This window comes from Falsibacillus pallidus, from assembly GCF_050990905.1.
GTDB lineage: Bacteria > Bacillota > Bacilli > Bacillales > DSM-25281 > Falsibacillus > Falsibacillus pallidus_A.
The window spans coordinates 1854804-1868085 of record NZ_CP158866.1; the positions used below are offsets into that span (position 1 = coordinate 1854804).

At 41.9% G+C, this 13282-nt stretch carries 15 protein-coding genes, 1 other RNA gene and 1 riboswitch; of the genes, 13 read left to right on the top strand and 3 right to left on the bottom strand.

Annotation, left to right across the window (positions count from 1 at the left end; translation table 11 throughout):
- Positions 1-63: 63 nt before the first annotated feature.
- The 5 genes from ABTV07_RS09785 to ABTV07_RS09805 all read left to right on the top strand — a co-directional run bounded on the left by ABTV07_RS09785 (position 64) and on the right by ABTV07_RS09805 (position 3354).
- Positions 64-627: a cysteine hydrolase family protein gene (locus ABTV07_RS09785; protein WP_433750615.1), complete on the top strand. Its 564-nt coding sequence runs from the start codon at positions 64-66 to the stop codon at positions 625-627.
- A gap of 95 nt (positions 628-722) precedes the next feature.
- A complete protein-coding gene (locus ABTV07_RS09790) occupies positions 723-1130 on the top strand; it encodes a hypothetical protein (RefSeq protein WP_433751174.1) in 408 nt (135 codons plus the stop codon).
- A 196-nt stretch (positions 1131-1326) separates the two neighbouring features.
- Positions 1327-1388: riboswitch (Fluoride riboswitch) on the top strand.
- A 57-nt stretch (positions 1389-1445) separates the two neighbouring features.
- Positions 1446-1859 carry a fluoride efflux transporter CrcB gene (gene crcB, locus ABTV07_RS09795; protein WP_433750618.1) on the top strand — a complete coding sequence of 138 codons (414 nt, stop codon included), beginning with the start codon at positions 1446-1448 and terminating at the stop codon, positions 1857-1859.
- On the top strand, positions 1856-2221 hold the full coding sequence (gene crcB / locus ABTV07_RS09800; protein ID WP_433750621.1) for a fluoride efflux transporter CrcB: 366 nt from the start codon (positions 1856-1858) through the stop codon (positions 2219-2221). The genes crcB (ABTV07_RS09795) and crcB (ABTV07_RS09800) overlap by 4 nt, the downstream gene beginning before the upstream one ends.
- Before the next feature lie 71 nt (positions 2222-2292).
- Positions 2293-3354: a M42 family metallopeptidase gene (locus ABTV07_RS09805; protein ID WP_433750624.1), complete on the top strand. Its 1062-nt coding sequence runs from the start codon at positions 2293-2295 to the stop codon at positions 3352-3354.
- A gap of 107 nt (positions 3355-3461) precedes the next feature.
- Here the strand turns inward: ABTV07_RS09805 and ABTV07_RS09810 are convergent, their stop codons facing one another.
- Complete coding sequence (locus ABTV07_RS09810) at positions 3462-3995, bottom strand: YceI family protein (protein WP_433750627.1); 534 nt, start codon at positions 3993-3995, stop codon at positions 3462-3464.
- Between the two features lie 242 nt (positions 3996-4237).
- Here ABTV07_RS09810 and ABTV07_RS09815 point away from each other — a divergent pair, with 242 nt between their 5' ends.
- The 5 genes from ABTV07_RS09815 to ABTV07_RS09835 all read left to right on the top strand — a co-directional run bounded on the left by ABTV07_RS09815 (position 4238) and on the right by ABTV07_RS09835 (position 8429).
- Positions 4238-5482, top strand: coding sequence for an ATP-binding protein (locus ABTV07_RS09815; RefSeq protein WP_433750630.1), 1245 nt, complete (start codon positions 4238-4240; stop codon positions 5480-5482).
- Positions 5483-5548: 66 nt separating this feature from the next.
- A non-coding RNA gene (gene ssrS, locus ABTV07_RS09820) (6S RNA) lies at positions 5549-5743 on the top strand.
- Positions 5744-5947: 204 nt separating this feature from the next.
- Complete coding sequence (locus ABTV07_RS09825) at positions 5948-7069, top strand: NADH-dependent flavin oxidoreductase (RefSeq protein ID WP_433750632.1); 1122 nt, start codon at positions 5948-5950, stop codon at positions 7067-7069.
- A gap of 525 nt (positions 7070-7594) precedes the next feature.
- Positions 7595-8149, top strand: a complete 555-nt coding sequence (locus ABTV07_RS09830; protein WP_433750635.1) for a GNAT family N-acetyltransferase — start codon at positions 7595-7597, stop codon at positions 8147-8149.
- A gap of 31 nt (positions 8150-8180) precedes the next feature.
- The gene (locus ABTV07_RS09835; RefSeq protein WP_433750638.1) at positions 8181-8429 is read left to right on the top strand and encodes a hypothetical protein; all 249 of its coding nucleotides are present in this window, start codon (positions 8181-8183) and stop codon (positions 8427-8429) included.
- A gap of 188 nt (positions 8430-8617) precedes the next feature.
- Here the strand turns inward: ABTV07_RS09835 and ABTV07_RS09840 are convergent, their stop codons facing one another.
- Together ABTV07_RS09840 and ABTV07_RS09845 are read right to left on the bottom strand one after the other, a co-directional pair.
- Positions 8618-8776 carry a hypothetical protein gene (locus tag ABTV07_RS09840; RefSeq protein ID WP_433750641.1) on the bottom strand — a complete coding sequence of 53 codons (159 nt, stop codon included), beginning with the start codon at positions 8774-8776 and terminating at the stop codon, positions 8618-8620.
- A 170-nt stretch (positions 8777-8946) separates the two neighbouring features.
- Positions 8947-9912 carry a S8 family peptidase gene (locus ABTV07_RS09845; RefSeq protein WP_433750644.1) on the bottom strand — a complete coding sequence of 322 codons (966 nt, stop codon included), beginning with the start codon at positions 9910-9912 and terminating at the stop codon, positions 8947-8949.
- Between the two features lie 419 nt (positions 9913-10331).
- Between ABTV07_RS09845 and ABTV07_RS09850 the strand changes: the two genes are divergently transcribed.
- The 3 genes from ABTV07_RS09850 to dnaN all read left to right on the top strand — a co-directional run bounded on the left by ABTV07_RS09850 (position 10332) and on the right by dnaN (position 13282).
- Complete coding sequence (locus tag ABTV07_RS09850) at positions 10332-11438, top strand: GGDEF domain-containing protein (protein ID WP_433750647.1); 1107 nt, start codon at positions 10332-10334, stop codon at positions 11436-11438.
- 137 nt (positions 11439-11575) lie between these two features.
- Positions 11576-12127: a signal peptidase I gene (gene lepB / locus ABTV07_RS09855; RefSeq protein WP_433750650.1), complete on the top strand. Its 552-nt coding sequence runs from the start codon at positions 11576-11578 to the stop codon at positions 12125-12127.
- Between the two features lie 24 nt (positions 12128-12151).
- The gene (gene dnaN, locus ABTV07_RS09860) at positions 12152-13282 is read left to right on the top strand and encodes a DNA polymerase III subunit beta (protein ID WP_433750652.1); all 1131 of its coding nucleotides are present in this window, start codon (positions 12152-12154) and stop codon (positions 13280-13282) included.

Below are 13282 nucleotides of genomic sequence, written 5' to 3' on the forward strand. Positions count from 1 at the left end.
GCAGGGATTTTTAAATGAATTATAGAAAATAAGGGAAAGTACTTCTGAAAAGAGGAGATCTATTTGACGTCTGCACTGTTGATCTTAGATATTCAAAAAGATTTTGTCCTGCCGTCAGGTCGCTTCCCGATAGCAGAACATCAAATGGAGCCTATCATATCTCGAATCAATGAAGTGTCCGAATTATTTCATTTATCCAATCTGCCTGTCATCTATGTAGCAAATGAATTTGAGAGAACTCAAATAATCGGCAATTTTTTTCGCAACGGTGCTTCCTTGAGAGGATCATATGGGGCTGAACTGGACGATAGGTTGAAGCGTGTGAATGACAGTTATTTTTCCAAAAAACAAGGAAATGCGTTAACCAATCCCGTGCTTACCCATTATTTGCATAATAATAAAGTGAACCACCTTTTTATCATGGGTGTATTTGCAGAAGGATGTATAAAAGCAACAGCGTTAGGCTCCATCAAAAAAGGTTTTCGTACGACGGTAATCATGGATGGAGTTGGTGGAGGTACCGATAAAAAAGTGGAAAAATCTTTTAGTCTTATGGCTAAGAAAGGCATAAGCCTATTAGAATCCCAGTCGGTTATGAATCAATTATCGTTAAGGTCAGTAAAATAGAGCCATTGAAAAAATAAAATAAATTAGCTACCATTTGAAGATTTCTTTCATAGGCTATCACAGATGTGATTTTTAGCTTAGGGAGGAATCGAATGATGAACAATCAACCAATGTATCCTTACCCGTATTACAGTGAATTGCCGCCGCAATACTATTGGCCCTATGCGGCCTATGGGGATCCATACGCAGAAAGGGATGTCGAAGAAGAAATCTATCGTCCGGATGACGCAGAGGATGCGCCTCCAGGACCACCGCCTGCTCAGGTTCCACAGGCGCCGGCACAATTCAAATCCGGAATCCAAGGTAACCAAATCCGAAAAATGATGTGCGGATGCCTGGGGAACTGGGGCTATATGGGGCTCCGCCGTCCTGGCCGCGACTTCTGGTTCTTCCCGACAGAAATCAGACAAAACGGGGTTTCCGGATATACATGGAACCGCGGACGCAGGCAGAAAGTGAGCTACCGCTATAACCAGATCCGAAATTTCATGTGCTTCAGCTAATTTGCGAGTTGCGGCCCCGAATAATTCGGGGTTGTTTTTTTGGCCTTGAAGGAGATTTACTGGAAACTTTGTGAGTTTTGCTAGAACATGGCTCACTTTTACTAGAAGAGCATGAATATTTACTAGAACATGTAGTAAATTTGCTAGAACCCAATAATTTCTTCCGAAAATCCGCCAAATACGCTATAATTAAACTATTCAAATAGGCGATGGAGTTCGCCATAATTGTCTTTTAAGACTGATGACTCCTACCGGATTGATTTTTCTCTGGTAGGAGTCTATTTTTTTGGAGAAAAATAAGAGAGAGGTGAAATCATGGTTTATATTATCGTCGGTGCAGCCGGCATTCTTGGGGCGCTTTGCCGATATTATTTAGGGATTCTCGTTGGGGATTACTGGACTCATACATTCCCGCTGGCTACTCTGATCACCAATTTAGCGGGTTGTTTCATTTTAGGGGGATTTACGGCTCATTTATTCAAGTTAAAAATCCTTCATCCATTTCTGATAAAAGGCATAGGAACAGGGTTTGTCGGTTCGTTCACGACTTTTTCCACGTTCAGTGTGGAAACGGTGCAGCTGATGAAGGGGAGCCATATCGGTCTCGCGATTCTTTACGTGCTTCTCAGCTTATGGGGGGGCCTTCTTTTTGCATGGGCGGGCTATAAAATTGGAGATAAAGCTTATTTGAAACACTTAATGAGACGGAAGGGGGGAACGACCACATGATCCTAAATGGTCTGTATATAGCTATCGGAGCGTTCTTTGGGGCAATGGCAAGGTTCGGATTAAGCAACTTTTCCAAGAAAAAGTACCCCTTTGACTTTCCATTGGGGACACTCCTGGTAAATTTAATCGGCTCTTTTTTACTTGGGATCATCAATGGAAAAGAGCCGGATGCGATGTGGGCATTAATGTTGGGAACAGGGTTCATGGGCTCTTTTACGACGTTTTCTACATTTAAAGTAGAGAACATAGAACTGCATTTCAAGCGCAAGTGGAAGGTCGCTGCCATGTTCCTTGCAGTCAGCTACACTTTTGGTATCCTGCTCGCCTTTGCAGGAATGCAGATCGGCTACCATTTGAAATAAAAGAGAGGCAGGTATAAAAATCCATTCACTACTCATTCTAATATTGATACATATTGAAGGATGGTGGAACAATGGATTTATTGAAAGAATTGACGGAAGCTTATGGAACTTCAGGTTTTGAAGGGGCTATCCGCAAAATCATGCACCGTGAAATAGAAAAGACCGGGGCGAAGATTCTGACGGACCATATGGGCAGCATTGTCGGTGAGAAGTCCGGCACTGCAAAGGATGTGAAAATCATGCTTGCTGGCCACATGGATGAAGTTGGATTCATGGTAAAAGAAATCACAAAAGATGGATATTTGTATTTTGCTCCGCTTGGCGGCTGGTGGGATCAAGTGCTGCTTGCCCAGCGTGTGAAGATCATCACGGAGAAAAAGGAATTTACTGGCGTCATCGGTTCAAAGCCCCCACATATTCTGACTCCTGAAGAACGGTCAAAAGTGTATCCGATGAAGGAAATGTTCATTGATATCGGGGCAAAGAGCAGGGATATGGTAAGAGAATGGGGGATCCAGGTAGGAGATCCGGTTTTGCCTATCTGTCCATTTGAAATTCTGCCGGACAACGATACGATTTTGTCCAAGGCAATGGACAACCGCGCAGGCTGCTATTTGGCTTTGGAAACATTGAAGGGGCTGCAAGGTGTACAGCATCCGAACACGGTCTTTGCTGGTGCGACCGTACAGGAAGAGGTAGGACTTCGCGGGGCTGCCACGCTTCCACACGTGATGGATCCGGATATAGCGATTGCATTGGATATGGGTGTATCCAAGGATGATCCGAGCCATAAAGGTGAAAAGACGGTTGCCCTCGGCAAGGGTGCACTGATTACATTCCTTGATTCGTCCATGATCCCGAATACAAGATTCCGGAATTTTATCATTGAAACGGCTGAAAAGAACAATATACCTTATCAAATCGATCTGATGCTCGGCGGAGGTACAGACGCAGGAAAATTCCATATGCACAAATCAGGGATTCCAAGCATCGTGCTCGGCGTCCCAACGCGCTACATGCACAGCCACGTATCCATGGCAAGCAAGCAGGACCTCGAGAACACCGTCAAGCTCTTAATCGCAATTGTACAGGGATTGGATAAACAAACCGTTCAATCATTTACGCAGTACTAACACTACAGGTGACAGGCACCGCCCGAATCCTGTCGTTTATTGTCGATATAAAAAAGCCGGAATCCACTTGGGTTCCGGCTTTTTTACACTTATATTGTCAAGTCTGCTTATTCTGCTTTTGCAGCTTCGATTTGCAAGTTGATTTTGACTTTGTCTCCTACAAGCACTCCGCCAGTTTCAAGAGCAGAGTTCCAAGTCAATCCATAGTCGCTTCGGTTGATGGAGCCATCTGCACTGAATCCTACTTTTTCATTGCCCCAAGGATCTTTCCCTTGTCCTTCAAAAGCCACATGGAATGTTTCTTGCTTTGAAACTCCGTGAAGGGAAAGCTCTCCTGTTACATCATATTCATGATCGCCTTTATTGACGACTTTCGTTGATTTGAATGTCATCTTCGGATATTGCTCAACATCAAAGAAATCCGCAGATTTTAAATGGTTGTCGCGGTCCTCGTTGCGTGTATCAATACTGGATAAATCAATTGAGAAATCGATTTCTGCATCGGTTAGATCAGTAGGATCAGCATCCACTGTTGCCTCAAAGTTTAAAAATGCACCCTTTACATTCGCAATCATCATATGTTTGATTGAAAAATCCACACTGCTGTGTGCAGCATCTACTGCCCATTTTTGTTTTGTCATTATTTTCTCCACCTTTGTTTTTGATTTTTATCTCGAATTCAAAATAATTAACTTCGAGATAAATTATATTTCGAATTCGAGATAAAGTCAACAGATTATTTCCAGTTTTTTTCGACAATAAAATTACATTTCCTTCTATACCCGAAAAAAATAATTGGAAAACGATTTCAAATTCAGAAGGGAATTGTAAAAATGTATCGAATTACCTATATAGTTGTAGGAAGAATTGAGGGGAACCACATATGGATTTTAATTTTTCATCCATCGTTAATCAGCTTCTGATTGTTCTTTTTCCAATGTTGATCTACCATTTATTTTTTCATGAAAAATCCATTGATAGAAAAAGAATGAACTCCAAATTAACATTCATTCTTTTAGTGATGATAGTTTTAACAATGTCTTTTCCTATAGAAATTGAAAATGGATACTTATATGATTTTCGAGTCATCCCTTACTTTATTGCTTTTTTCTATTGTGGAAGAATGCCTGGGATGCTCATATTCATGACAATGATCACTTATCGCTTCTTCTTGGGAGGGACGGGCTTTTATGTCATTCTTCTTAATTATTCATTGAGCACTATTCTTATGTGGTACATATCTGTGAAATACGAACGTTTCACTTTAAGATTAAAAGTCATCTTGGTAAGTTCATGCTACTGGATTAAAACAATCATGATGAGCTCTACATTGCTGTTAATCGGAAAAACGGAACAAATTCAATTCATGCTGCTTTTTTACCTGGCCGCCTGGATCAGTTTGATTATTGTTGTTTTTATCATCGAAAATGTGAACCAGCAAAATGCAATCAAAGAGGAAATGCAGCATGCCGAAAAATTGAACGTCATCAGCCAGCTCGCTGCTTCTGTCGCACATGAAGTCCGGAACCCCATGACTTCTGTAAATGGTTTTCTCCAGTTGATGAAAGATGATGACAACTTAAAGGATTCGCACCGCCATTATATTTCCATCGCCCTGAATGAATTGAATCATGCCCAGTCCATTATCAACGACTACCTATCTATGGCAAAGCCGAGTGCTGAGGGACTTTCAATCATCAACGTGTCAGAGGAAGTGGAGAAGACGATTGAATTAATGAAGTCCTATTCCAATATTCAGAACATCCATATTGAAACGTCTATCGAAGAGGATTTATATATGAAAGGCAATAAAGGCGAAGTGAAGCAGATTCTCGTCAATATCATGAAAAATGGCATTGAAGCTATGGATAATGGGGGTACACTGAAGGTCCAGGTTTTTAACAAGCACGGAGAGGCCATGATCGAAATTTCGGATAGCGGAAAAGGAATGACCCATTCGCAGCTGAAAAAGCTTGGCGTCCCATTTTATACCACGAAGGAAAAGGGGACCGGTGTTGGAATGACGATTACATTTCAGCTCATTCATGCTATGAAAGGCAAAATCGATGTCGAAAGCGAACCAGGAAAAGGGACGAGCATCAGGATTAAATTTCCGCTCGCTGCGTAGAAAGATGTCAAAAAATGTATGAGAAATTTATTTGATATTTTTTCGAAAAGGGAGTAATATACTTAATACAAGCTGCGTTGTACGTAACGATAATAAAGTTTTAACCTTTAAGCTGTAATAGGGAGTTTTAATTGAAACCGGACTGGCAAGCCTCTGTCTATACGACAAGGAGGACATACATGAACGTTTCTGCGAACACCCACTTTGAGGAGTGGTGGTTTAAAACTTTCTTATATTATTTACGGCAATGGCGGCTCCTACATAATGCAAACGAACCAGTTCCCGAATGGGGCTGGTTTTTTTGTTTATGGAAAGCGTGTCATTATAAATACTCCCAGCAGTCTTTACCCAAAATAGAGTATTGGCTGAGCAAATGCTTCGCTTTTTTTCCGAGTCCCGTAATACAATGGGGAAGCATGAAAATGATGCTGAAAAATTGGAGCAAAAGAAGGGAGAACATCAAGAATGAATGAAAAATTTCAACCTTTATTTGAAGAGTTTTCTTTTAAAAATATGACGGTTAAAAACCGGATTGTCATGGCGCCCATGACCAACTTCCTTTCCAAGCCGGATGGAACGGTTACGGAAAATGAGTTGAACTATTATGGCCGCCGCTCTGATGGTCCTGGAATGGTCATCACAGCTTGTACGTATACGGTACCGAATGGGAAAGGGTTCCCAGGGGAGTTTGCCGGGGACAGGGATGAAATGATTCCTAGTTTGAAAAGTCTTGCTGACACCATCAAAGGAAAAGGGGCGAAAGCTGTCTTGCAAATCTTCCATGGCGGCCGCGAATGTCCTCCAAATCTTGTGCCTGATGGAGATGTAGTGAGTGCAAGCGATGTGAAATCAAGCCAGGCAGGTGAACGGAAAGTTCCACGTCCGTTAACTGGGGAAGAAATTAACGAGATTATCAAGAGCTTTGGAGAAACGACAAGAAGAGCCATTGAAGCTGGGTACGATGGCGTGGAAATCCATGGAGCAAACGGGTATCTCCTTCAGCAATTTTTCTCCGGTGAGTCCAATCTCCGAAATGATGAGTGGGGCGGAAGCTTGGAAAAACGCATGAAGTTCCCGATGGCAGTAGTGGATGAAGTGAAAAAAGCGGCCGAAAAAGCAGATCGTCCTTTCCTAGTGGGCTACCGCTTCTCTCCAGAAGAGCCTTATGAAAATGGGATCACAATGGATGATACGCTTGCCCTTTTGGATGAATTGTCTAAGAAGGACCTCGACTATCTTCATGTTTCACTTATGGAGTATGATTCCAAGGTTCGCCGCGGGGCAGATATCGACCGTTCCCGTTTAGAAGTTATCCAAGAACGCGTTGGTGAAAAAGTTCCAGTGATCGGCGTCGGTTCTGTCTACACAGCAGAAGATGCATTGAATGCAATGGAAAGCGGAGTACCGTTGGTTGCGATTGGCCGTGGATTGATCATCGAGCCTGATTGGGTGCAGAAAGTAGAAAACGGGCGTGAAAATGAAATTGAAACGGAGCTGGACTTGGAAGCACAAGATCGTCTTGTTGTTCCGGATCCGCTTTGGAATGCAATTGTTAACTCACCGGGCTGGTTCCCAGGGGTAAAATAATGATTAGTGCCGGACCTGATTGATTCAGGTCCGTTTTTTAATGTGTTTAGGTATCGATTTGTTATTGATTTTCGCTCGATTCCATCAGATTGGGGAAAATAGCACTGAATTTAAGGGGTTTTCAGGCTCGCCAGGGTGGCTATGCGCCAGAAATGACCGGCTATGCGCGAAATTCCAGGGTCTATGCGCGAAAAAACCATCTTATGCGCCGGCAGAAGAAGTCTTCGCGCGAAAACCACCTTCCTTTGCGCCACTTGAAAATGGACAAACAAAACTACGACACAAATCGACAAAAACCGGGCGGTGTACAGCTCCAGCGCCTAGCCCCTCGAAATCATAAGCCAGAACTCTACGGAAATCAGGATTTCCTTCGAGTTCCGACTTATGCTGGTCGGGGCTGTTCGAGGCGCTTGCGCTTTTCTTGGTGCCTGTCACCTAGGTGTCGCCATAGGCGCCGCTAAGTACCTTTTGTATTTTTGTATTTTTCTGATTATGGTATGATTGGGTAAAAAAGGAGGAATTCGTGTGATTGGAATTTTTCAGCAGCTGCCTACCTTGGAAACGGAACGCCTACGCTTACGGAAAGTGACGAAGAACGATGTCAAAGATATTTTTGAATATGCCTCAATACCTGAGATTTCAAAATATACCCCTTGGGATTACCATGAGAATATGGGGAAAACAAAGGAACTCGTCAACCTTTTAATCAAAAACTACCAAACAGACTGCGAAAGCGACTGGGCAATAGAACTAAAATCAGAGAAGAAAGTCATTGGCCTCTGCGGTTTTGTCCGCTGGCATAAGCCTCATGGACGAATTGAACTTGCTTACTCCTTGTCGCCTGAGTACTGGGGGAAGGGGATCATGACAGAAGCCGTGAAAGAAGTCATTGATTTTGGATTCAAAAAAATGAAGCTGAACCGCATCGGGGCTAAGACGATGCCTGAGAATGCAGGCTCAGTGAAGCTCATGGAAAAGGTCGGCATGAAGCAGGAGGGGCATCTTCGCGACTATTGGGTGGTGAATGGAGAGTTGGAGGATGTCCTTCTTTATTCCATTCTTCGTAGTGATTGGGAATAAGAATGAGTACCCCGGAAAGGAGAAATGGACAATGAACCGTATTGCAGCAGCAATCATATTCTTCTTGATGGCGTCCATTCTTTACGGCGCTGATATCATAGCAGCATCAGTATCTCCCAGCGGCCAGGAAGGAGTGGGATACACCCCTATCATATTAAGTGTTTTGGCATTGATAATAGGCATAGCCCTTTTAGTAAAAGAAAAAGATTACCGCGATAGCCTAAAAGAAGATGAAAAAAGGAAGCCTTCTTTTCTTGATAAGGACTTAGATAATAATTGATAAAGCAGTTTAAAAAAAGCTCATTTCGAATAGATAATTGCTTTCTCCCACCATAATTAAATCTGAACCTATGGCTATTTACTTAAGATGAGCAAAAATAAAAATCCCGGAATCAGTCCAATTGCAGCCGAATTCAGGGACCTGTCTTTATCGAAGGGGCATCATCTGAAGTTTTGCAAACAAAAAAATTATCCCCCACCATTTAAAAATTGATTCCTAATAGTATCAGATTCAATATTTTTATTTCCTTGATTTACATCTGGAGGCACAGCGCCTGATTTTTTACTAAAGTAGATTGAAATACTTATCATCAATAAAACAGGAGCTCCGACAATTAACCAGATCAAACAATCAACTCCTTATATTTAGTAGTTTATGTCCATGGATAACATTTGTTATATAATACCATAAAAAGTAAATTTTTTCTTGGTGCATTCTAAAAATGTCTTACAATAAGAGGCTCAATAAAAAGACCCCCGCCACCTAATTGAAGAGGGAACGGGGTTCTTTCAGGTATTCATCTATTAAACAACAATTCCATTTTCTTTTCGTTGTATACTTTTTTCATTTCCTCAACAAGGGTCAGGTAGACGAGCCCATTGCCTTCCTCTTTTGGGGAATAGCCGAGCGGTACCGTCCGCTTGATCAGTTGGGCGTATAACTCTGGCTCAGTCAGTTTTCTCTCAAATGTTTTTTGTGTCAATTCCTTTAATAGGGCAAGGGATCCTGCCACATGAGGTGTTGCCATGGATGTCCCGCTGAATGTGGCGTATTTGCCGCCTGGGAATGTGGAGGTGATTTTTTCGCCAGGTGCAACCACATCGACCTCATTATTGGAGTTGGAAAAATCGGATGACCCGCGCTCCAAGTTAACCGAGCCCACGCTGATGACCTCATTGTATCCTCCAGGATAGCCGAATTCATCCGTTTCGCTTCGGCCATCACCTTCATTTCCGGCAGCACAGACGACCAGTATGCCGTTTTCAATCACTGCCTTTTTTATGACGTCGTGAAGTTCAGCTTCATCGCTTGGACCGCCGAGCGACATGGAAATGATGTCCACTTTTTGGTCAATGGCATATTGAATGGCATTTGTGATCCATTCATATTGTCCGGAGCCGTCTTTCCCAAGCACCTTCAGCATCAGAATCTCTGCCTCAGGGGCTACTCCTACAACGCCTTGTCCATTCATGCTGGCAGCAATGGTACCGCACACATGGGTCCCATGCCCATTGTAGTCCATGAAGCTGTTCGGATCGCCATTATCATCTTCAGTGAAATTCCTGCCTCCAGCGATCCGGTCTTTCAAATCAGGATGGCTCGTGTCGCAGCCGGTATCCAGCACAGCAACTTTGATTCCGGCTCCTTTAGCCTGATCCCAAATCTCGGGAGCTTTGATGAGTTCGACCCCTTTTGGCACCTCGTTAACCTCTGACAGCTGCTCAATCAATTGGTTAGGAACAAGCTTTACATATTTCTTCATGCAAACCCCTCCTCCTTTATTTTCATGAAGCTGTTCTTGTTGTTGGTTCTAGCTTAACATGGAGGGGAGGGGGAAACATAGGTTCGTAGGATGTGTTTTTTCAAAATATTCCAATAAAATTATGTGAATATTGACTCATTTTTATTTATGCTCCATCAAAAAGGAAAATAAATTCCCATCAGCACATTTAGTTGGCATGAAATAAACAAATACGGGAATATAGGAAAATAGTAGGGTGAAATCATTAAGGTGAATTCCTTCATCATTGTGGTAATCAGAGCATCAGTAGTAGAAATTTGATAAAAAAGCCGCTATATTTGTTTGGTGACGATTTTACTATGACAACATGAACATGTTAAATCATTTTCCGTCATCATGGTTCATTCGTCTTATACTTTTTTGACAAGAGGAGGGATCCTATGATCAGCGTCAAAGAGTATTTCGTCAATCTCGGACTTATGATCACCATCATCTATTTAACAGGGTTTTTCTATAAACAATTTTTAGTGAAAATCAATGATCGTTTAAAAGAATATATCCTAGTGCTGATAGCCGTTTTCACAGGCTGGATTTCCATGATTTACGGCATTCACTTAACGAGTTCCGTCATATTTGATCTTCGGTTTATCCCGATTATCCTGGCTGCCTTGTATGCGAGAAATGCGATGCAGATAATCATGACAGGTCTTGGCATCGGAATCATGCGATTTGCGTTTGGTGTTAGCGATGCAGCGTGGATTGGATTTTTAAATGTCTGCCTCATTACGTTGGCGGGATTAATCCTTTCCCAGGTTTCACGGAGGTGGAGCTATCAGAAAAAAATGTGGTGGATGGTCGTTGGACTGAATGTAATGAATACGGCTTTCATCGTCGCATTTGGCGTTCTTCCGATCGAAGATACCCTCAAACTAATCATGCCGATCGTTTTCCCGATCAACATTTTGCTAAGTTTGCTCCTGGTTTGGATCGTCAAAGATCTGACCATGGAATATGTCTATAAACTCGAATTGATTGAAAAGGCGAGCATCGATCCACTGACACAGCTCTATAATCGCAGGGCGTTTATGAGGTACTACAATGACTTTACGGATACAGAAGAAGACATTCCTCCATTTTCGGTGGCATTCATCGACATCGACCACTTCAAAAAAGTAAATGATACGTATGGCCATATTTTCGGGGATAAGGTTTTGCAGAAAGTAAGCAGCATCATTTCTGAAAATCTCCGGGATATCGATATCGTTGCAAGGTATGGCGGTGAGGAATTCGTGGTTATCCTGCCAAACTGTGCAGAGGAGGATGCCATAAAGGTAATGGAGCGGATTCGCTTCGTTTTGGCAGATGCGCCTTTAAGGATTAATCGGATTTCTGCACCTATCACCGTATCTGTAGGGATCGCGTCCCTTCCAAATATTAAGAAAGAAAATCTTCTGATGGTAGCGGACAAAGCACTGTATAAAGCAAAAAATAGCGGCCGCAATCAAGTTTTCAGTGCAGATGAAGAAATGCAGCTGGAGATGATTTAACGATAAAAGGAATCCAGTATCTTATATTGGGTTCCTTTTTTGAATTTTGTTTTCTAAATAATCAAGCAATTTTCAGGAGTAAAAGGAAAATTATGCTAGAATGATAGTGGTAGAAAAAAGAATGGGAGTGGAAATGCATGGAACATCGTATAAAAAATGAAATTTACAGCTGGTTGAAAGCTATTGTATTGGGATTGATTATTGCTATGATCGTTAAGGTTTTTCTCTTCTCCTCCTATATTGTAAAAGGGGAATCAATGATGCCGACACTCCAAGACGGGAATCATATGATTATTAATAAAGTAAACTATGAGTTTTCACAGCCTAATCATGGGGATATTATTATTTTTCATGCAACTCCCACCAAAGACTACGTCAAACGCGTCATTGGACTGCCGGGAGACACCATTGAATATAAAAACGACCAATTATATAGAAATGGAAAACCTGTTGCCGAACCTTATTTAGACCAATATAAAAAGGAATTGGAATCCGGATTCCTAACAGCAGACTTTACTTTAAAAGCCCTGACCGGAAAAACACGAGTGCCAAAAGGCAAGTTGTGGGTCATGGGGGATAACCGATTAATTAGTTCTGATAGCAGGAAGCCATGGATTGGATTTGTAGATCAAAAAGAAGTTGTGGGAAAAGTAAGCTTCCGTTTGAAGCCATTTACCGATTTTAAATAATGAATCTAGAAATGAGAGATTATTGTGGAATTTATCGTCAATCATAATATTTTTGCAAAGGCAATTTCTGAAGTAAGTAGAATTGCTCCCAATAAGTCACAGCATGCTGCTTCATTTGGAATCATGATCAAGGCAGAAGCAGATGGGCTAGAGATCATCGGATGCAATTTAGAGCTGATGATAAAAAAGAAGATTCCCATACAAGCAGGGAATAACAAAGTCCTACAGGTACTTCGAAGCGGAAAGTGCGTGATAAATTCAAAATATATAAATGAAGTGGTCAAAAAATTACCCGAGGACATCCATTTTATTTTAGAGAATAATCAGTCCGTCATCATTCAATCCGGTGAAGTTACGGTGCATATGAACGCTTTTGACGAGATTGAATTTACCCATCTTGATGTTCTGGATTCGAATTTTTCAATAAATGTAAATGGGAAAACCCTTATCGAAATGTTTACTCAAACAGCCTTTGCTGCTGCAAATACGAATTCACGGCCTGTTCTTACCGGTGTTTTGATGGAGATAAATGAATCAGGTCTCACTGTCGGGGCTACAAATTCCAATCGGCTTGCTGTAAGAAAAATGCCGTTGGATACAACTGGTCGGCGAACCGCCATCATTCCCGTATCAGCCGTGAATGAATGTATTAAGCTGATGGCAGCAGAATCAGGGGATGTCATGGTCCATTTTTCTGACAGACAGATCGTCTTTCAGAATCCATACATATCATTAACTACGAGATTAATAGAAGGAAAATATCCAGAAATAAATGGGATCATTCCATCTGGGTCCATTATGGAAATCATTATGGATAAGAATCGGCTCAGACAGGGAGTAGAGCGGGCGGCAGTGCTGGCCAATGAGTCGAAAAATCATACAATTTCTTTGAGTGTGAAAGAAGGAGCACTATTAAAAATAACCTCCCACTCAAATGAAATCGGAAAAATTGAAGAGTCACAGCACATTCTATCGCACAAAGGGGAAATTGACTTAAGTGTTGCGGTGGACAGCCAATATTTGGCCGATACATTGAAAGCTATAAAGGAAGAACAGGTATTGATTCGTTTTGGAGGGACAATGAAACCCATTTTAATCCAGCCAGTTGGATCAGAGAATCAAATGCACATCATTTCACCTGTGCGAGTCAAATAA